The sequence below is a fragment of the Pseudomonas sp. TMP9 genome, assembly GCF_037943105.1.
Lineage (GTDB): Bacteria > Pseudomonadota > Gammaproteobacteria > Pseudomonadales > Pseudomonadaceae > Aquipseudomonas.
Genome location: NZ_CP149803.1, coordinates 2835599 through 2855476 on the forward strand (window position 1 = coordinate 2835599; position 19878 = coordinate 2855476).

Genomic DNA, 19878 nt, shown 5'->3' on the forward strand with positions numbered 1-19878 from the left:
CCTCAGGTCTCAACAGATTGATCTGTAAGCGGCGCAGCAGGGTCAACCTCTGGCTGCTCAGGCGTTGGCTGCGGCTCTTCTTCGGTTTTGGCAGGTGGCAGCCACTCATTAGTCGACTGCTGCAACTCATCCACCTGTTTATTGAAAGCATCGACCGTACCGTCGAGCGTCTCGCGAGCGGCATCTTTCAAGGTCTGCTCAGCCTGTTCGGCCAGTTGCTGCGCCGACTTCTCAACCATATCGCAGCCCGCAAGACCGATCAGCACCAGGCCAAGGGCACCCATTTTCAGCGATTTACTCATCCCACACCTCACGTCGGTTATTAAAAATAAACACCGCAGCGACCTTTAACAGCCGCTGCGGATAGTTGTTTAAGCAGGCTGATCCGCCGGTGGGACTTGCCCACGGGTTTTCCATAACGACAGCAACACGCCGCCCAGTAACAACGTCAGCGTTACGCTTAAGGAAATAACAGATGGGATTTTGCCGATGATGCCGACCAAGAAAATCTTGCTGCCGACAAACACCAACACCAATGCCAAGGCGTACTTAAGGTAGGCGAAGCGATGGATCATCGCGGCCAGAGCAAAGTACAGGGCACGCAAGCCGAGGATGGCGAAGATATTTGAGGTGTAGACGATAAACGGGTCTTGGGTGATGGCGAAAATTGCCGGCACACTGTCCACCGCGAACACCAAGTCTGCACATTCGATTAGCACCAGCGCCAGAAATAGCGGGGTTGCCCAGACCAGCGATTTACCATTGGCATCCGGCTGGCGTACAAAGAAGCGCCCTTCGTGCAGGCGCTCAGTGACCCGCATGTGCTTACGCAGGAACTTCACCAACACGTTTTCACTGAGGTCGGGGTGGTCATCGAGTTTACTGAACAGCATCTTCACGCCAGTCAGCAGCAGGAACGCGCCAAACACGTAAAGAATCCAGCTGTATTCACTGACCAAGGTAGCGCCAAGGCCAATCATGATCGCGCGCAGCACAATCACCCCGAGGATGCCCCAGAACAACACCTCATGCTGGTACTTACGCGGGATGGCCAGGAAGCTGAAGATCATCGCCATGACGAACACGTTGTCCATCGACAGCGATTTTTCGATCAGAAAGCCGGTGTAGTAATCCATCCCGGCATCACCGCCCTTGACCTGCCAAACCCAAAGGCCGAACAACAAGCCAGCAGTGATGTAACCCGCAGACAGCAACAAGCTCTCGCGAACACCAATTTCACGGTGCTCACGGTGTAAAACGCCGAGGTCGAAGACCAACAGACCGATAACGATGCCGATAAAAGCCAGCCACAACCAGGTTGCGGTGCCGAGAAACTCGGCCATTAAAAACGGTTCTAGGGCAGTCATGAGCCCCTCCTATAGTGTCGAAGTTGTACAAACTACAACTCCGACATGGCAGCAGTAACTGTCAGAGGGGCCCGGCGTTGTGGCGGCGAATGTAGAGAGGCGCGTGTTTTAAATCCATCACCCACAGGTTACAAGGTGTGTCTGCACACGCACTCACAAACCCGCTGAGAAAGCACCCTGCTCCGGCGATGACTCAAGCTGATGACTTTCCCTGAACAACCGTGAACGCGCCTTGGCTTCATCCACAGAAAGCACCGCTCTGTTATAAACGCCCGCATAACGCTATTACTATAAGCCGCTGCCTGCGTGTATTTATCGCCTACCTAAAGGATTAAGTCGTGCTGATACGCAACCTACTATTAGCAATGGCTACATTAGCCTCAAATGGGGTTTGGGCTGCGCAATTGCACTTTGTAACCGAAGAGTTTCCGCCTTTCAGTTATTCCCGTGGCGCAACAGCCAGCGGCGCCTTCCCAGAGATAGTAGAGGCCACCTGCGCACTCTTGCAGTGGCGCTGCACTATTGAGGTATTGCCTTGGCGACGTGCCTTGCAGCAAGCCGAGGAAGGTGTGGTGGACGGTATTTTTACGGTTATTCAGTCGCCCGCACGGCAGGCTGCTTTCTTTATTACCCCGATGCTAGTGAGTTCCGGCTACGATTTTTACACCCAGCGCTCCAGCAACTTCCAATACACCCAGTCCAGCGATTTAAGCGGTCGCCAAGTCGGCGTATACGGCCCATCGGGCACCTCATTTGTCCTGCAGAAAAGCGTGCGGAGAACCCCGAATGTCGTGATCAAACTGGTGACCAATAATCAACGCTTGTTATTGATGCTCAATGCTGGACGCTTTGGCGAGGAAGGCGTGGTGGTACTTAATCATGATGTAGCAAAGCACTTGATCGAACATGAATACCTGTATGCCGTGCGCCAAGCTGGGTACTTGACGTCAATCGAATACGGCATTGGTTTTTCCCGCAAAAAAGTCAGCTCAGCGCAGTTTCAGGCGTTTAATCGAGGGCTGGGTACACTGCGCAATAACGGTCAGCTTGCAACCATCCTGCAACGCTATGGTCTACAACCTGCCAATTAAGCGCCTAGACATTTGACTCGGTATCGCCATAATTGCCCGGTGCAGGGCAATCAACCCGATCACACACCTGACTATTCGCTCAGGTCACTTCAACTAAAGGGCACATGGGCAAAGGAATAGCCTGCAAACTATTCGCGCCGCCCCATAAGTGTGCACGCTAAACCTGTTGGCCCTTTATCAGGTGTTTAGACTGATTGCCTGATAGTCAGCCTACATTTTTTGAGATCTAAGGTAACTACGTGACGAAAGACGAACTGCGCGCCGAACTTGAGCGCCAGGCGCAGCGTTACAAGGATGTATACGGCGGGGAAGTAATGACCTACGCCGCTCAACCGGACCCCGAGCGCAAGCCATGGCGTAAGAAGGCTAACCTTCTCGACCAAGCGTTTGACAAAGAACTGGAAAGAATCGAAAAAGAATTGCAAAGCAAAGCCGACGCAGCTTCAGGCTGACCCCTTGCTGCGTGGTTGCAGAGTAGGCGGCCAGCCTAATTGACGATGGCCGCTGTCTTAACGCCCCTTGCCTCCCATTAACGACCCTAACAAACCGCGTACCAGTTGCCGACCAAGCTGATTGGCCGCCTGACGCATGGCTGTTTTCATCACTTGGCTGGCCAAGCCGCCGAGCAAATCACCGGCAGCACCGGCAAAACCGCCATTTGCATCCGCTGGTTTAGCCGCTTTGCCCGACGTACTTGGTGCGGCCTGCTGAGCGGCTTGCTCTGCTCGGGCGGTCAACAACTCATAGGCCGACTCGCGATCAATGGGTTTATCGTAGCGGCCACGCAACGGCGATTGTGCAACCAACGCTGCGCGCTCAGCCTCGCTCAACGGGCCGATGCGTGATTGCGGCGGCGCAACCGCCACACGCTGGACCATGGCGGGTGTGCCTTTAGCTTCCATCGTACCTACCAAGGCTTCACCGATACCCAGCTCGGTCAATACCGCCAAGGTGTCGATGGCAGGGTTAGGCCGGAAGCCGTCAGCCACTGCACGCAGGGCTTTCTGCTCTTTTGCAGTAAAAGCGCGCAGGCCATGCTGAATACGCAAACCTAGCTGGGCCAGCACATCGTCTGGCAAATCACCCGGCGACTGGGTGACGAAATACACCCCCACTCCCTTAGAGCGGATCAACCGCACCACTTGCTCCAGTCGTGCCTGCAATGCCTTGGGGGTATCGGCAAACAACAGGTGCGCCTCATCGAAGAACAGCGCCAGCAATGGTTTATCGGCATCGCCACGCTCCGGCAGTTGCTCAAACAACTCGGCCAGCAGCCAGAGCAGAAAAGTCGCATACACCTTGGGCGCTTCATGCACCAGACGGCTGGCATCCAGCAGGTGAATGCGCCCACGGCCATCACGGTCAGGGTGCAGGATATCTTCCAGTTGCAGCGCCGGCTCACCAAACAGCGCGTCGGCGCCCTGCTGCTCAAGACCGGCCAATTTGCGCAGCAGGGCTTGTGATGAGGTGGAGGTAAACAGCGCGCTGTCATCACCCAGCACTTCGGGGTGGCTTTTCAGGTGAGCGAGTAGAGCTTTGAGGTCTTTCAGATCAAGCAACAACAAGCCTTCGCGATCTGCCACTTTGAACGCCGCATAGAGTGCGGCCTGCTGACTGTCCGTCAGCTCCAGCAGCGCGCCCAGCAGCAAAGGCCCCATTTCACTGAGCGTGGTACGCAGCGGATGACCACTCTTGCCGTGTACATCCCACAGAGTAACCGGATAGGCCATCGGCTGGTGGTTAAGCCAGGGCATGCTGGCAATCCGCTCAGCCACTTTACCCTGCGGCGCACCTGCTGCACCTAGCCCGCACAGATCACCTTTTACATCAGCCGCAAACACGGCCACGCCGGCATCGCTGAAGGTTTCGATCAGCCGTTGCAAGGTCACGGTTTTACCTGTGCCAGTAGCGCCTGCGATCAACCCGTGTCGATTAGCCAGGCGTAACGCCTGCCCCACTGGCAGCCCATCAGCACCCGCACCCACAATAAATTGATCGGTTTGCGCCATCTTGTTATCTCCGTGGTTAAAGCTTTACTACTAAAATGCCGACACAGAAACCATGCCGCACACAGGCGACACCCACTACCGTCTTCACCAGCATAAGTGTCTTGATCAGCATATGACTGATACCCGAACCTACCGGAAGTAGAAACCATGACTAAAAACCTAAAATTCAGCCACAAGATTCTGCTGGCTGCCTCGCTGGTGGTGATCGCAGCATTCTCGCTGTTCACCTTGTACAACGATTACCTGCAGCGCAAAGCCATTCAGAGTGATCTAGAAGGTTATCTGCAGGAAATGGGTAATGTCACGGCCAGCAACATTTCTAACTGGCTGTCCGGGCGCATCCTGCTGGTGGAAAACGTTGCGCAATCGGTGGCCCGCGACGCTTCCCCTGAGCCCCTTGCCGGCTTGCTGGAGCAGAACGTGTTGGCTTCCACGTTTGCCTTCACTTACCTAGGCAGCGCGGATGGCAGCTTCACCATGCGCCCTGACAGCGGCATGCCGGAAGGTTACGACCCACGCACTCGCCCTTGGTACAAGGATGCCATGACAGCAGGTGGCAGCACCCTGACTGAGCCCTATGTCGATGCCGCCACCAACGAATTGATCATCACCATCGCCACGCCCGCTAAAGCTGCCGGTGTAGTCGGCGGCGACCTGAGCCTCAACACGTTGGTCGATATCATTAACTCGTTGGATTTTTCTGGCATGGGCTATGCCTTTCTAGTCAGTGCTGATGGCAAAATTTTGGTGCACCCAGATAAATCTCTGGTGATGAAAAATATCAGCGAGGTTTACCCAGAAAATACCCCACGAATCAGCGGCGACTTTACCGAAGCGGAACTCAATGGCGAGGCACGCATCCTCACCTTCGCCCCAGTAAAAGGCCTGCCTTCGGTGAATTGGCATATCGGCCTGTCTATCGACAAAGCCAAGGCCTACGCGGCGCTCAGCGAGTTTCGCACCTCAGCGATTGTGGCCACCATCATTGCCGTGGCGCTGATCATACTGCTGCTGAGCATGCTCATCAGCGTGCTGATGCAACCGCTGAATGTGATGGGCAAAGCCATGGAAGACATCGCCCAGGGCGAGGGTGATCTGACCAAGCGTTTGGCCATTCAATCCGATGACGAGTTCGGTCGCCTGGGTAAAGCCTTCAACCAGTTTGTCGAGCGTATCCACAGCTCCATCCGCGAAGTGTCGTCGGCCACCAGTCAAGTTAACGAGGTGGCCAAGCTGGTAGTGGGTGCCTCCAACTCCTCGATGATCAACTCCGACGAGCAGGCCAACCGCACTAATAGCGTGGCCGCGGCCATTAACGAACTGGGCGCTGCCGCTCAGGAGATTGCACGCAACGCAGCCGATGCTTCAAACCAGGCTTCCGATGCCCGTCACCTGGCTGAAGACGGCCGTCAGGTCGTGGAAAAAACCATCCGCGCAATGAATGAGCTGTCGGGCAAGATCAGCGCCTCTTGCAGCAACATCGAAACCCTCAACAGTAAAACGGTGAACATCGGGCAGATTCTTGAGGTGATCAAAAGCATTTCCCAGCAAACCAACCTGCTGGCGCTCAACGCGGCTATTGAAGCCGCGCGCGCCGGGGAAGCCGGTCGTGGCTTTGCCGTAGTTGCCGATGAGGTGCGTAACTTGGCCCATCGAACCCAAGAATCGGCGCAAGAAATTGAGAAAATGATTGAGGAGTTGCAAGTAGGCTCCCGTGAGTCGGTTATCACCATGACCGAAAGCCAGCGTTACAGCGAAGAAAGCGTGGAGATTGCCAACCAAGCCGGCTCACGCCTAACCAGCGTGACCGAGCGCATTGGCGAGATCGATGGCATGAACCAGTCGGTGGCCACCGCTACTGAAGAGCAAACCTCAGTGATCGAGTCGCTTAACGTTGATATCACCGAAATCAACACCCTCAACCAAGAAGGCGTGGAAAATCTTAACGCCACCCTGCGCGCCTGTGGCGATCTGGAGCAGCAGGCCAGTCGTCTTAAGCAGTTGGTTGATAGCTTCCGTATTTAACTCAGCGGCAAACAAATAGGGCGCTCAATGAGCGCCCCGTTTTTATTTCGGCTTATCGTGCTCACTGGGCGGTGGTTGCTGGCTTTGCTGCAGCTGCCGCCACAGTTCGGCCGCTTCGGCAAACTCGGTGCCGTGCTCAGGTGTTAACGCCTGCGGGTCATAACGCTGGGTGCAGCCTTCACCTAAAACAGCAGGTGCGGTCGCGGTTGCGCGCTCAAGCGGATCGTTCATAAGACCTCCAAGCAGTGCCTGCGTTTTACCTAAGCGCCCGGATGGCCCTCGTCATGCTGGGCAAACTCTTTGACCGCACGCAACACATCACTGCGGCTGACTTGACCAATCAGGCGACCGGCCTCAACAACCGGTAAACGCCGACGTCGACCGCGCAGAAAACGCTCGGAGATTTCGATGATGTCCGCCTCAGGCGAAATCACCTCAACCTCAGTGGTCATATAGGCACTGACATCACCGCCCGCCGTTTCGTAATAGGCACCGGAAAGAATGCCGCGCAAGCAGTCGCCTTCCGACAGCAAACCCACCAAATGACCTTGCCCGTCGACTACGGGGGCACCGGATATTCGGTGTTCTAGCAAACGATTAATCGCCGTAAACAAGTTCATTTCAGGGCGAAACGTCACCAAATTGCGGGTCATGTAATCACGTACTTTGATTGACTTGAGCATCAGTAAAATCCTGTATTGACCTGAACCGCAGCGTGCACCTTAGTCGAACACCACTGTCTTGTTATCGTGCACCAACACTCGATCCTCCAAGTGGAAGCGTAGACCACGTGAGAGCACCATCTTCTCGACGTCTTTACCCAGCCGCACCATCTCTTCAATGCTGTCGCGGTGGCTAACGCGCACCACGTCTTGCTCAATGATCGGCCCGGCATCCAGCTCCTCGGTGACGTAGTGCGACGTTGCGCCAATCAGCTTAACCCCTCGCAACGAGGCTTGATGATAGGGTTTGGCGCCAATAAACGACGGCAAAAAACTGTGGTGGATGTTGATAACCCGTTGGGAAAATTCGGCGCAAAGTGGCGCAGGTAATATCTGCATATAACGCGCCAATACAATCACATCAGCCGCATGGGCTTTTACCAAGCGGGCCACTTCGTCAAACGCAGGTTGCTTATCCTGCGGGTCAACCGGTACATGAAAGTAGGCAATACCGTGCCACTCCACCATGCTGCGCAGGTCATCGTGGTTAGAGATGACGCAGGGAATATCGCAATCCAACTCCTTGCTGTGCCAGCGGTGCAGCAAATCAGCTAAACAATGGGACTCGCGGCTAGCCATGAGCACCACCCGCTTTTTCTGCGCTGAATCAGTCACCCGCCACTCCATGGAAAACTCACGGGCAATTGGCGCAAATGCCTGACGAAAACCATCTAGGTCAAAAGGCAGCGAGTCGGCACGGATCTCGTGGCGCATAAAGAACCAACCACTCTGATTATCCGAGTGGTGACTGGCCTCGGTAATCCAGCCGTTATAGGTGGCCAGAAAGTTACTGACCTTAGCCACGATCCCGACCCGATCAGGGCAAGCAATGACCAATCGAAAAGTACGCATCAAGGGTTCCAGCTCTCAGAGTAAAGTCGGCCATTCTAGTCACAGAAGGAAAAAACTGCAGTACTCATGCAGACCTGCCACAGCTGCAATACGGTTAAATAGCAGCGGTTAGCTGTGACACTTACGCTTCATAGTTAAGAAAAGTGACGTGACAAACCGACTAATTAGCCGATGAAATAGACGCCTGTCATTACAAGAGAAATGATCATCCGGTAATAGAACAATACAACCTGTAAAAAATTATCAACAAAGCAGTTTACTTGTGAAAAGTGCCTGACTACTATTACTGCCACTTAATTGCCACTTTCTAACACAGGTACCCCATATGTCCTTGATTAATGAATACCGCGCTACAGAAGAAGCCATCAAAGAACTGCAAGATCGTCTGAAGAACATGTCACAAGACGACAAGCTGAAAAAAGAATTGGAATTTGAAGGCAAACTGCGCGCACTGATGGGCGAGTACCAAAAATCGCTGCGTGACATCATTGCCATGCTCGACCCAGATACCAAAAGCATTAAACCGACCCGCGCCGGCAAAACCACTGGCACCAAGCGCCCTCGCAAAGTTAAGCAGTACAAAAACCCGAATACCGGCGAAGTGATTGAAACCAAAGGTGGCAACCACAAAACGCTGAAAGAGTGGAAAGCCAAGTGGGGCGGTGATGTTGTTGAAAGCTGGGTAACCCTGCTGGACTAAGCCTGCCGCATCTGTACGACTGCTCTATATCAAAACGCCAGCGATGCTGGCGTTTTTTGTGGGTTAAATTCGCAGGCGCCCTCCCGCTGGCAACACGGCACCACGCGCCTCCAGCCTTTCATAAATCATAGTGCTGGCGCAGTTTCTCAGCGTAAGCACGCCATTGCTGCAACATCGCCTGTTGGCCTGCATCCGCGCTGGCGAAAACCGCCGCCAAGGCCTGCTCAAACTGCGCAAGGGTATTGGGCGCGCCATATTCCGGCAGGCTCAAACGCTGTTGGCAGAAGGTTCGCCAGCGCTGTTGCTCCTGTGCATTTAAGGTCGCGGCAAAGTTGCGCGCGCGATAACGGAACAACAACTCAGGCAAACGGCTGTCATCAAAAGGCCAAACGCTCTCGCCCAAACACTGCGGTTCAGCACGCCGCACTTGCTCGCACAAGCGGCGATCACGGTCGCCGATAAAGCCATCATAGAGTTGTTGTTCCGGATCTTGATTAGGCGCGAATTGCTCTTCGCCATAGACCTCAATCAGCTTGTCTTGCCACAGCGCAGAGTTGGCCTGTAATTGCTCAGCCTGCATCTGATAAGCCGGTATATCCAGTTGCAGTCGCTGAATGTCCTGTGTGCGCAATACGCTCATCGGCGCAATAACCGGGCAACGGTTGATATGCAGCAACTTCAACGGCACCGGCAACTCACCGTCAGCCAATTGATCACGACGCGTATAGAGCCGTGCGCGCAATGTTTGCGCCGACTCATTGAGCAGTGGTGCGCTGTCCGCATGCAAATCACAGACAATCAATGCATTGCGATTACGCGGGTGCCAAGCCAAGGGCAACACCACCGCCAAATAATGGCGCGCTCCTGCATAGCGCCCAGAGATATGCACCAGCGGCTGCAATAAATTTATATGCTCTTGCACCCGCTGCTTGCTGCGTAATTGATACAGGTAGTCGTACAGCTTGGGTTGCTTGCTGCGCAATAACCGCGCCAGCGCAATAGTGGCGCGCACATCGGACAAGGCATCATGGGCCTGGCCATGCTCGATGCCATTGGCAGCAGTCAGGCGCTCCAGCTTAAGCGTGACCCGCCCGTCTTCCTCAGGCCAGACAATGCCTTCTGGACGCAGGGCATAGGCGGTCCGCACCAGATCAATCAGATCCCAGCGGCTGTTACCGCCCTGCCATTCACGAGCATAAGGGTCATAGAAATTGCGATACAGGCTGTAACGCGTCACTTCATCATCAAAGCGCAGGCTGTTGTAACCCACGCCGCACGTCCCCGGCTGCGACAGCTGATCATGCACGCGGTGCATAAACTCAGCTTCGTCCAGGCCATGCTCAGCTAACTGGCTCGGGGTAATGCCCGTCACTAAGCAAGCCGCTGGGTGCGGCAGAATATCGTCGCTGGGCTGGCAGTAAATATTCAGCGGCTCGGCAATTTCATTGAGCTGCTCATCGGTGCGGATTCCAGCGACTTGCAACGGTCGGTCGCGGCGCGGGTCAATCCCAGTGGTTTCGTAGTCGTACCAAAAAAGGCTAGCGGTCACAGTAACGTCCTGATGCTGAGGCGCTGGCAGTCTAGCACCCTGCAGCCAACGCGCAGACAGGCGCAGCCCTTTGCTCATCTGGCTGACTGTTAGCGGGCGCATGCCCCACTCATTGGCGATAAAAAGCCCGGTTGCATCGACTCTTGTGAATGAGCCGGTTGCGTAGCGGCTTGCTGCTGGCTAGCATCGTGGTTTCTTCGACGCAGCTTGCCGATGTCGCTCACACCCCCCTCTGCCTCAGTTGCCCTTCGCCCGCTACTGGACACCCGTTATAAGGTGGAAACGCCGGAAGGCATCGACCTTATTCTGCGCCCGGCGGGCGTGGTACCTCGCGCGCTGGCATTTGCTATCGACCTGATGATTCGTGGAGTGCTGCTCGGCGTGCTGTTTACTGTGCTGGCAGTGCTTGGCCAGTTCGGTATGGGCCTGGGCACCCTCCTGCTGTTTCTGGTGACGTGGTGGTACATGGTGCTGTTTGAGGTGCTCAACCAAGGCCGCTCACCCGGCAAACAACTGATGGGCTTACGGGTTATCCATAACGACGGCACCCCCGTTGGTTGGGCAGCTTCACTGACCCGCAACCTGCTGCGTTTCGTTGATATTCTGCCTTTCGGCTACACCTTGGGCATTCTCACGTGTCTCAATCATCCAGCATTTAAACGCTTGGGTGATATTGCCGCTGGCACATTAGTGGTCTACCGCGATAACACCCCGGTAACCCCCGAACTGCCGCACGCCGAGCCTCTCAGGGCGCCATTCAGCATGAGCTTAGACGAACAACGCGCCGTGCTCGGGTTTGCCGAGCGCGCGCAGGGGCTTTCCAGTGCACGTCGCCAAGAGCTGGCAAGCCTTATTGCCGAGCCATTAAATGTGCCCGCCGCCCAGGCCGAAGAGCAGATCCACGGCATCGCCCGTGGTCTTTTAGGCCCAACATGAAACAGAGCCTGTTTGAACGTCAGCATAAGACTGATTGGCAGGCGTTCAGCGCGCAGATTGAAGCGCTTGAGCGCGGCAAAGCGGACAGTCAGCAATGTAAACACTTTGACAGTGCATATCGGCGCCTGTGCCAGCATCTTGCGCTGGCGCAGAGCCGGGGTTATAGCAGCCTTCTCGTCGAGCAGTTGCAGCTACTGGCCATGCGCGGACATCAGCAGTTCTACCGTCACCGCAGCCCATTGGGCGGCCAACTGCTGGGCTTTATCCTCGCTGGTTTTCCGCGGTTGGTCAGGGCTGAATGGCGTTTTGTAGCCGCCGCCGGCTTGCTGTTTTTCGGCAGCCTACTGCTGATGGGCACGCTGGTGTTCCACTTCCCCGATCTGGTCTACGGGGTGATGGGCCCGGACCAAGTCGCTGAGATGGAAAAGATGTACGACCCCGACGCTAGGCGCATCGGCCGTTTCAGTGAGCGCGATTCCGGCGATGATTGGATGATGTTTGGCTACTACATCATGAACAACATCGGCATTGCCTTTCAGACCTTTGCCAGCGGCCTGCTGTTCGGCCTGGGCAGCCTGTTCTTCTTGCTGTTTAATGGGTTGATGATTGGCGCTGTGGCTGGCCATCTGACGCAGATCGGTTACGGCGAAACGTTTTGGTCTTTTGTCGTGGGGCATGGCGCATTCGAACTCACCGCCATTGCGCTGGCCGGCGCGGCGGGGCTGAAACTTGGCTGGGCGCTGTTGGTGCCCGGCCGCCTGCCGCGCGGCGAAGCGTTGCGGGTCGCTGCCGCCACCAGCGTGCGGTTAGTCGGCGGCGTCATTGTGTTTCTGCTGTTGGCTGCCTTTATCGAGGCTTACTGGTCATCCATGAGCCTGGCCAGCCATCACGTCAAATATGCAGTCGGCGCTGCACTCTGGCTGCTGGTCATGGCGTATCTGCTGTTAGCGGGTCGAGGTGCGCATGCGCCTGACTGACGCCAGCGTGGTGATTCGCCCGCGCAGTGCCTGGGAAGCCGTTGACCTCGGCGTGCTGTTAGCCAAACAACAAGCCGGCCTGTTGATGCTCAGTTGGGCACTGGTGACCGTGCCCATTTTCGCCCTGTTAAGCCTGCTGCTGTGGGATTACCCAAGCATCGCCCTGCTGATTTTCTGGTGGCTCAAGCCGGCCTATGAACGCCTGCCGCTGTATATCCTCTCGCACGCTTTATTTGGCGATACACCGAGCCTTAAGCACGCGCTGAAAGCCCTGCCCGGCTTGCTCAAACCACAGCTATTGGCCAGCTTGACGTGGCGCCGGCTGAGCCCGACGCGCAGCTTCGACCTGCCCGTGCAACAACTCGAAGGTCTGTCTGGCAAGGTCCGCAGCCAGCGCCTGATTGTGCTCGGCCAACGCGATGCGGGCGGCGCCAGCTGGCTGACCATCGTTGGCGTGCACCTAGAAATGGCGCTGTGGTTCGGCATCATCAGCCTGTTCTACCTGCTGTTACCGGCCCAAATTGAGCTGAACTGGAGCTGGGAAAGCCTGATTGATGCAGCCAGCGGTGACTGGTTGTGGCTGGAGCACCTGTCCAACTTTCTCTATGTGGTGTTGCTGATTCTCTGGGGGCCTATTTACGTGGCTTGCGGCTTCACCCTGTACCTAAATCGGCGCACGGCGCTGGAAGCGTGGGATATCGAGCTGGTATTTCGCCGCCTGCGCCAACGACTGAATGGTGTGGCTTACGCATTGCTGCTCGGCTGCGCACTGCTGCTTATGCAGCTCCCCAGCAACGCCATGGCTGCCACCAGCCATGGCGCTGTGCCGCTTGAAGACCCTATGGGTCCAGAGGCCGAGCGCCTACTCAAGCAACCTCTGAGCAGTTCCAAAGCGCAGCAAGGTATCACCCAACTGCTCGATCAACCGCCCTTCGAGCACCGCGAAACACTGACCCGCTGGCGCCTTGGTGACGAGCCCAAAGCGCCCAGCGAGGAGGACGGCAAAGCCTTGGCAGAGCTGCTCCAACACTTATTCAAATTCACCGAACTGTGGAAAAGCATCGACGCCGTAGCCCTATTTTTTGAAGTGTTGCTGTGGGCGGCGTTATTCAGCCTCATCGCCTGGTTGCTGTGGCGCTATCGCGACTGGTTCAGTGCCTTTGCCGGGCGCCTGCGCTTGCCGCACACAGACCGGCAGCCACCACCGCCACAACTGTTTGGTCTGTACGTTGCGCCGCAAAGTCTACCTGCGGATATTCCCGGTGACGTTGAACGGCTCTGGGATGAACAACCGCGAGCAGCCCTTAGCCTGCTGTATCGCGCACTGCTCAGCCACCTGCTGCATGAACAACGCCTGCCGTTAACAAGCGCGCACACCGAAGCTGAAGTGCTGCACCTGGTGCAAACGCTGCAGCAAAAGCAACTCAACCACTTCAGTCAGGTGTTAACCCGGCATTGGCAGAACCTCGCCTATGGCCACACGCTGCCGCCGCCCGCGCTCAAGCAAGGGCTGTGTAATGCCTGGCGACAGTTATTTGAACAAGGGCCACAGGCATGAGCCGGCGCTTGCAATTTGCACTCGGCGCAAGCCTGCTGCTGATTTTTGCTTTGATCGGCATCTACCTGCTCAGCATGCTCACGCCCTATGAAGAAACCATTGCACACGGCCCGACTCCTGAAGCGCGCGCCAACCCTTACTTAGCGGCGGAGCAGTTCCTGCGCAAGCAGGGCTTAAACGTGCAGCGCGCTGATGGTCTGGCCGTCCTCAAAGACCTGCCGAGCGCCGGGCAAACGTTGCTGCTGCTGGGTGACCGTAACCGAATGACGCCCAAGCAAGCTGAGCGTCTATTGGCCTGGGCGGCCAAAGGCGGTCATCTGTTATTCGTCGCCGAGCGGTTGTGGGATGAACAAGACGGCAAAAGCGGCGACCTGCTGCTCGACTCACTGGGCATCCAGCAATACGAGAGCGAAACACTCGATAAGGACGCCAGCGCAGCGCCGGACAAACACGCCTCCGCCGAGCAGCCGACCGAGCCAGAGTTAGATGCGCCTGCCGCTGATGAGGGCAGCGCTTACCCAGAGTTGACCCAACTCTACCTAGAAAACGAAGACGCGCCGGCCTACTTCAACTTCGACACCGACTTTCACCTCTATGATGTCGAGAATCGCGCCCATGCTTGGGCCAACAGCGATGCAGCTACCCATCTGCTGCAGCTTTACCATGGCGACGGCCTAATCAGCGTGGTCAGCGACAGCTGGATCTGGCAGAACCAAGGTATTGGCGAATACGACAACGCCTGGCTGCTCTGGTACATGACCCAAGACAGCAACGTCACCTTGCTCTTCCGCGCTGACCGCGATGACCTGTTAAGCCAGTTGCTTGAACACTTCCCACACGCGCTGGTTGCTCTGGCGCTGCTGTTAGCCTTCGGCCTCTGGCATTTGGGTATGCGTCAGGGCCCCTTGCTGCTGCCTGCCAGCCGACATCGCCGGCAGTTGCAGGAACACCTGCGCGGCAGTGCGGACTTCCTCCTGCGCCATAACGGCCAGCACGGCCTGCTGCAAGGCTTGCAACAGGACATCCAGCGTCGCGCCCGCCATCGTCATCCCGGCTTCGAGCGCCTCGCCGTGGCTGAGCAGTGGCAGATCCTTAGCCGCCTGACCCGCCAGCCTACTCGCGTTATCAGCCAAGCCATGCGGCCGTCGCCTACACAACGACTGACCGCCGCCGACTTCACCCGCCAGGTCGCCAACCTGCAAACCCTCAGGAATGCCCTATGAGCGAACACACACCCGAACAGCCAGATAACGCACTCGAGCCGACTGCCTTAGGCGCCGAGCACGTTGCCCCTGAAGCGCCGGTTATTGTGCCTGCGCCTGCGCCCGAAGCGCCCGCCGCTCCAGCCGCCGCCGTGGCCAACCCGAATGTTCAGCGCCAACGCGCCAGCAAGATGGCTCAGACACTGCGCGCTGAATTGCAGAAAGCCCTGATCGGCCAACCCGCCGTGGTCGATGACGTGCTCAGCGCATTGATCGCCGGCGGCCATGTACTCATCGAAGGGGTTCCAGGCTTAGGTAAAACCTTGTTGGTGCGTGCCTTGGCGCGCTGCTTTGGCGGCGATTTTTCACGCATCCAATTCACCCCGGACTTAATGCCCAGCGACGTTACCGGCCATGCGGTGTACGACTTGCAGAGCGAGCAATTCAAACTGCGCAAGGGCCCCGTGTTCACCAACCTGCTCCTGGCGGATGAAATCAATCGTGCCCCGGCTAAAACCCAGGCAGCGCTGCTGGAAGTGATGCAAGAGCGGCAAGTGACCCTAGAAGGTCGCGCGCTCAATGTGCCACTGCCGTTTATGGTACTGGCCACGCAGAACCCGATCGAGCAGGAAGGCACTTACCCGCTGCCCGAGGCTGAGCTTGACCGCTTTATGCTCAAGCTGCGCATGGACTACCCCGAGCAGAATGAAGAGCTGAATATGGTTCGCCAGGTAGCGCGCTCCAGTAAAGCTGACATGCTCGAAGTCACCCCGCTGCGCACGTTGCTGCAAGCACGCGATGTATTGGCATTGCAGAAAATTGCCAGTGACCTGCCGATCGACGAGCAAGTGCTTGATTACGCTGTGCGCCTGGCCCGCGCCACCCGAACCTGGCCTGGTCTGGCTATCGGTGCCGGGCCACGCGCCTCGATTGCCTTAGTGCGTTGTGGCCGTGCTCGCGCCCTGCTGCGCGGCGGCGAATTCGTGGTCCCGGACGACATTAAAGGCTGCGCCTTGGCCGTGCTACGTCACCGCGTGCGCCTGTCACCGGAACTGGATATCGAAGGGCTGTCGGTTGATCAAGTGCTGCAACAGCTGCTCAGCCAGGTTCCGGCACCGCGCTTATGAAGCACGCATTGAAAGGCGCTACGGCATGAAACCCTCACGCGCGTTACTGGCGCTGCTCGCGGGTCTGTTCGTCTTTGGCACAGCGCTAGGCATCTGCAGCGCCTTAGGCGTCAACGTACCGCGCAGTTTCACATCGATGTACTGGGGTTTGCTGCTGGTATTGCTCGGCCTGACAGTGATCGACGGCGTACGCGTGCGCCAGCTCACATCACCGCATATCCAGCGGCAGTTGCCCGGCAACCTGCCGCTGGGACGCTGGAGCGACGTGCGCTTAACCCTGCAACACAGTTACTTGCGCTCAGTACAGGTTGAGGTATTCGACCATCTACCGGGCGAGATGGCGTTTGAGCATCTGCCCCTGCTGGCTGATTTACGCCCCGGCGAACAGACCAAGATCAGCTACCGGGTAAGGCCGCTGCAACGTGGGCACTTCCAATTTACCCAGTGTGAAATCAGCCTGCCAAGCCCCATGGGCCTTTGGCGGGCGCGGCGTTATCTGCCGCTGACAGGTGACACCCGCGTCTATCCGGACTTCGCGCGTTTATATGGCGCGCAATTGATGGCCGTGGATGACTGGATCAGCCAACTCGGTGTGCGCCAGCAGCAACGTCGCGGGCTCGGTCAGGAGTTTCACCAACTGCGCGAATTTCGTGACGGCGACACCATGCGGCAAATCGACTGGAAAGCCACGGCGCGCAAGCGCACACCGATTGCCCGCGAGTATCAAGATGAGCGCGACCAACAGATTATCTTCTTGCTCGACTGCGGCCGACGCATGCGCAGCCAAGACGGCGAGCTGTCGCACTTCGACCACGCCCTGAATGCGTGCTTGCTGCTCAGCTATGTGGCGTTGCGCCAAGGTGACGCGGTGGGTTTGGCAACCTTTGCCAGCGAACAACCACGCTTTATCGCGCCGGTTAAAGGCCAGGCGCAGCTGAATGTGCTGCTCAACGCCCTGTACGACTTACGCAGCACGCAACAACCGGCTGACTTCAGCGCGGCCGTTGAGCAGTTGCTCAGCCGTCAACGCCGCCGCGCGCTGGTGGTGCTTGTGACCAACCTGCGCGATGAGGACGATCACGCCCTACTCGGCGCGGCCAAACGCCTAAGCCGCCAGCACCGCGTGCTGGTCGCCAGCCTACGTGAAGAAGTGCTCGATACGCTGCGGCATACCCCCGTAGAGGATTTATCCAGCGCCTTGGATTACTGCGGCACCTTGGACTACCTCAACGCCCGCGCCGGCCTGCATGAGCGCTTAATTGCCCACAAAGTACCGGTACTGGATGCACGCCCCAGTGAGCTGGGGCCGCAGTTGGTGAGCAGTTATCTGGCTTGGAAAAAAGCCGGCTTGCTCTAAGAGCCCGGCCCGTATCTGCTGCGCGTCGGCGATACGGCGTTATAACCGTTAAGCAACGACTACAACCACGTCACGTGCTGCTCCAGCGGAAAGCGCAGACGCGGGTTGTACACGCCCTTCTCATCCTGTTTGCCTACCGCCAGCAGCATGATCGGTAAGGCCTGGCGCGGAATACTCAGCGTCTTGCGCAAACGCACTTCATCAAAACCTTCCATGGGGCACGTGGCATAACCATGGCTTTGGAAGGCCAACATCAGATTTTGCGCGGCCAGTGCCGTGGACTTCACCGCCCAGATACGCATCTGCGCGCGGCTGTTCGGCGCACGCATCAGCGGCTTACGCCAGGCGGCCACGCGCAGCAACTGGCGCTTGAACAAACCGAGCAAACCGAATGGCCCTTGGTTGTATTGGAACGGTGCGGTCTTGCTGTAGAAACTGCGAATGCGCGCCGGCACTTCAGGTTCCGGCCAATATTTAATGACGTTTTGGCAGGCCTGCTGCCACGTATCCGGGCGCGCCAGCACAGCAATAATCAACGGGGCTTTGGCGGCATTCTGGCTCATGCAGATGGGGTGCAATAACGCTAACAACGCCGGATCGCGAATTACCTGAAAACTCCAGGGCTGCAGGTTGCAAGAGTTAGGCGCTAAGACGGCCAGTTCCAAGCAGTCGCGCACCACGTCATCGGGCACTGCTTCGGCAGTAAAGCGTCGCACCGCGCGGCGACTTTCGATCAGTTCGCGCAGGGCGGCAGGTGGGGTGGAGGCTATGGCGTTATCGGAAACAAACTGAGTCATGGGGGGCGTCCTCTGCAGGTCGCCCGATTAAGCCGGCAAGCCAGCCTGCGAACAAGCATTCACCGCACTTTGTCCGCAGCCTTGGCGTAAATGGCCTTAAGCCAGGGCTTTCTCGATCGCCTGGATCAGAGCTGGATCATCCGGCGTGGTGCGCGGGGAGAATCGCGCCAGCACGCGACCATCCGGGCCGACCAAGAATTTCTCGAAATTCCAAGTGATATCACCCGGAAACTCAGCCCCCTCGCCGGCCAGTAGACGGTACAAGGGGTGACGATCCGGCCCGTTGACTTCAAGCTTGCTGCCCAGCGCAAACGTGACGCCGTAATTAAGGCTGCAGAACTCAGCTATGGCCTGCTCGCTGTCCGGTTCCTGCGCGGCAAACTGGTTGCACGGCAAGCCCAATACGTTGAAGCCTTGGTCTTTGTACTGCTGATAAAGCGCTTCTAAGCCGGCGTATTGAGGCGTCAAACCGCACTTGGAGGCCACATTGACCACCAACACCACCTGCCCCTTAAAAGGAGCCAGCGGCAACTCTTGGCCATCCAGTGCACGCAGGTTGAGGTCGTGAAAGGCACTCATCGTTAACTCCTTGAGAACACACAGGTTACGTGTAACGGACAAAAAATGGCCAGGAGCCATTTTTAACGTCGCACCGCGACGGCCCGCAAGGTGACCGCCAAGGATGGCGGGTCACAAAAAAAGCGCCTAGTTGAAGGCGCCTTTCTACTGTTTCAGCTTAGCAGTCGAGCCAGCAGTAGATACGACCATAAGTCGACTCGCGGCTACGACACACGGTTATTGCTTAATGATGGTGACCGCCTTCGCCATGAATATGCCCATGGGCCACTTCTTCTTCACTGGCATCACGCACGTCAACAATTTTGATTTTAAAGTGCAGGCGCTGGCCGGCTAGCGGATGGTTACCGTCAACAATTACATCATCACCGTCCAACTCACGGATAGTGACAATTTGCATACCACCGTCTGGACCCGAGGCATGAAACTGCATGCCAACTTCCAGTTCATCCACGCCTTCAAACATTGAACGGCTAAGGGTCGTGACCAGTTCGGCGCTGTACTCGCCATAGGCATCTTCAGGCTCGATGGAAACGTCCATTTCGTCGCCAACCTGCTTGCCCAACAGGGCTTTTTCCAGGCCACCGATGATGTTTCCAGCACCGTGAAGAAAAACCAGCGGCGCGCCGCCTGCGGAACTATCGATCACCTCACCGGCATCGTTAGTCAGGGTATAGTCGATGGAGACGGCCTTATTGGCGGCGATCAGCATGGGGCAGGACCTTTTGCTTGGAAATAAAGAGCGGGCAAGTTTACCCAAGGGCACGCGCGAAAGCGAACCGAGCACAGACGGACGGCCAGCCCGGCTGCTTGATTTTCGTCAGGATGAACACGGCGATTGGGTGGCAGTATTGTCCTGCGGCCATACGCAGCACCTTCGCCACCAACCGCCCTGGCAGAATCGTGCCTGGGTATTGAACGCCAAACAACGCAACGCGCAGCGAGGTAAGCCTTTCGTCTGCGGCTGGTGCGCAGCCGAATATCAAGCCCATGAGAAGGCCATGCAGCCTGCACAACATGATCTTAACTAAGG

The 19878-nt window shown here is 57.0% G+C and carries 21 protein-coding genes; 11 read left to right on the top strand and 10 right to left on the bottom strand.

All coding sequences use genetic code 11. The features are described 5' to 3' along the window. Positions 1-2: 2 nt before the first annotated feature. Both WF513_RS13515 and WF513_RS13520 read right to left on the bottom strand, forming a co-directional pair. A complete protein-coding gene (locus tag WF513_RS13515; protein ID WP_339079903.1) occupies positions 3-302 on the bottom strand; it encodes a hypothetical protein in 300 nt (99 codons plus the stop codon). A 69-nt stretch (positions 303-371) separates the two neighbouring features. Beyond that, positions 372-1367, bottom strand: coding sequence for a TerC family protein (locus tag WF513_RS13520; protein ID WP_339079904.1), 996 nt, complete (start codon positions 1365-1367; stop codon positions 372-374). Positions 1368-1705: 338 nt separating this feature from the next. Here WF513_RS13520 and WF513_RS13525 point away from each other — a divergent pair, with 338 nt between their 5' ends. Together WF513_RS13525 and WF513_RS13530 are read left to right on the top strand one after the other, a co-directional pair. Continuing rightward, positions 1706-2458 carry a transporter substrate-binding domain-containing protein gene (locus tag WF513_RS13525; RefSeq protein WP_339079905.1) on the top strand — a complete coding sequence of 251 codons (753 nt, stop codon included), beginning with the start codon at positions 1706-1708 and terminating at the stop codon, positions 2456-2458. Positions 2459-2697: 239 nt separating this feature from the next. Then, on the top strand, positions 2698-2910 hold the full coding sequence (locus WF513_RS13530) for a hypothetical protein (protein ID WP_339079906.1): 213 nt from the start codon (positions 2698-2700) through the stop codon (positions 2908-2910). Positions 2911-2967: 57 nt separating this feature from the next. Here the strand turns inward: WF513_RS13530 and WF513_RS13535 are convergent, their stop codons facing one another. Then, the gene (locus WF513_RS13535) at positions 2968-4467 is read right to left on the bottom strand and encodes a helicase HerA-like domain-containing protein (protein ID WP_339079907.1); all 1500 of its coding nucleotides are present in this window, start codon (positions 4465-4467) and stop codon (positions 2968-2970) included. 147 nt (positions 4468-4614) lie between these two features. On the opposite strand from WF513_RS13535, the gene WF513_RS13540 reads away from it, so the two are divergent. Then, positions 4615-6492: a methyl-accepting chemotaxis protein gene (locus WF513_RS13540; RefSeq protein ID WP_339079908.1), complete on the top strand. Its 1878-nt coding sequence runs from the start codon at positions 4615-4617 to the stop codon at positions 6490-6492. A 42-nt stretch (positions 6493-6534) separates the two neighbouring features. Here WF513_RS13540 and WF513_RS13545 read toward each other — a convergent pair whose 3' ends face one another. The 3 genes from WF513_RS13545 to purU are packed head-to-tail and all read right to left on the bottom strand — an operon-like array spanning position 6535 to position 8066. Then, on the bottom strand, positions 6535-6723 hold the full coding sequence (locus WF513_RS13545; RefSeq protein ID WP_339079909.1) for a hypothetical protein: 189 nt from the start codon (positions 6721-6723) through the stop codon (positions 6535-6537). Between the two features lie 29 nt (positions 6724-6752). After that, on the bottom strand, positions 6753-7175 hold the full coding sequence (locus WF513_RS13550) for a CBS domain-containing protein (RefSeq protein WP_339079910.1): 423 nt from the start codon (positions 7173-7175) through the stop codon (positions 6753-6755). Positions 7176-7214: 39 nt separating this feature from the next. Further along, positions 7215-8066 (bottom strand): formyltetrahydrofolate deformylase, encoded by an 852-nt coding sequence (purU, locus tag WF513_RS13555; RefSeq protein WP_339079911.1) that lies wholly within the window; start codon positions 8064-8066, stop codon positions 7215-7217. 325 nt (positions 8067-8391) lie between these two features. On the opposite strand from purU, the gene mvaT reads away from it, so the two are divergent. Further along, positions 8392-8766: a histone-like nucleoid-structuring protein MvaT gene (mvaT, locus tag WF513_RS13560; RefSeq protein ID WP_339079912.1), complete on the top strand. Its 375-nt coding sequence runs from the start codon at positions 8392-8394 to the stop codon at positions 8764-8766. 118 nt (positions 8767-8884) lie between these two features. Here mvaT and sbcB read toward each other — a convergent pair whose 3' ends face one another. Further along, complete coding sequence (gene sbcB / locus WF513_RS13565; RefSeq protein WP_339083583.1) at positions 8885-10315, bottom strand: exodeoxyribonuclease I; 1431 nt, start codon at positions 10313-10315, stop codon at positions 8885-8887. Positions 10316-10528: 213 nt separating this feature from the next. On the opposite strand from sbcB, the gene WF513_RS13570 reads away from it, so the two are divergent. From WF513_RS13570 to WF513_RS13595, 6 genes are read left to right on the top strand one after another with little or no spacing between them, the layout of a single operon-like run. Beyond that, complete coding sequence (locus WF513_RS13570; RefSeq protein WP_339079913.1) at positions 10529-11251, top strand: RDD family protein; 723 nt, start codon at positions 10529-10531, stop codon at positions 11249-11251. After that, positions 11248-12228: a stage II sporulation protein M gene (locus tag WF513_RS13575; RefSeq protein WP_339079915.1), complete on the top strand. Its 981-nt coding sequence runs from the start codon at positions 11248-11250 to the stop codon at positions 12226-12228. The genes WF513_RS13570 and WF513_RS13575 overlap by 4 nt, the downstream gene beginning before the upstream one ends. Next, positions 12215-13786, top strand: coding sequence for a DUF4129 domain-containing protein (locus WF513_RS13580; protein ID WP_339079916.1), 1572 nt, complete (start codon positions 12215-12217; stop codon positions 13784-13786). The genes WF513_RS13575 and WF513_RS13580 overlap by 14 nt, the downstream gene beginning before the upstream one ends. Further along, a complete protein-coding gene (locus WF513_RS13585; RefSeq protein WP_339079917.1) occupies positions 13783-15009 on the top strand; it encodes a DUF4350 domain-containing protein in 1227 nt (408 codons plus the stop codon). The genes WF513_RS13580 and WF513_RS13585 overlap by 4 nt, the downstream gene beginning before the upstream one ends. Continuing rightward, positions 15006-16115, top strand: coding sequence for a MoxR family ATPase (locus WF513_RS13590; RefSeq protein WP_339079918.1), 1110 nt, complete (start codon positions 15006-15008; stop codon positions 16113-16115). The genes WF513_RS13585 and WF513_RS13590 overlap by 4 nt, the downstream gene beginning before the upstream one ends. A 25-nt stretch (positions 16116-16140) precedes the next feature. Beyond that, positions 16141-17472 (top strand): DUF58 domain-containing protein, encoded by a 1332-nt coding sequence (locus WF513_RS13595; protein WP_339079919.1) that lies wholly within the window; start codon positions 16141-16143, stop codon positions 17470-17472. A 59-nt stretch (positions 17473-17531) separates the two neighbouring features. Here WF513_RS13595 and WF513_RS13600 read toward each other — a convergent pair whose 3' ends face one another. From WF513_RS13600 to WF513_RS13610, 3 genes are all read right to left on the bottom strand, one after another. Next, positions 17532-18269 (bottom strand): nitroreductase family protein, encoded by a 738-nt coding sequence (locus tag WF513_RS13600; RefSeq protein ID WP_339079920.1) that lies wholly within the window; start codon positions 18267-18269, stop codon positions 17532-17534. Positions 18270-18365: 96 nt separating this feature from the next. Continuing rightward, positions 18366-18848: a glutathione peroxidase gene (locus tag WF513_RS13605; protein WP_339079922.1), complete on the bottom strand. Its 483-nt coding sequence runs from the start codon at positions 18846-18848 to the stop codon at positions 18366-18368. Positions 18849-19071: 223 nt separating this feature from the next. Further along, entirely contained in the window at positions 19072-19557 is a 486-nt protein-coding gene (locus tag WF513_RS13610; RefSeq protein WP_339079924.1) for a peptidylprolyl isomerase, read from the bottom strand. Between WF513_RS13610 and WF513_RS13615 the strand changes: the two genes are divergently transcribed. Further along, positions 19526-19876: a DUF3565 domain-containing protein gene (locus WF513_RS13615; RefSeq protein ID WP_339079925.1), complete on the top strand. Its 351-nt coding sequence runs from the start codon at positions 19526-19528 to the stop codon at positions 19874-19876. The genes WF513_RS13610 and WF513_RS13615 overlap by 32 nt on opposite strands. Positions 19877-19878 lie beyond the last annotated feature (2 nt).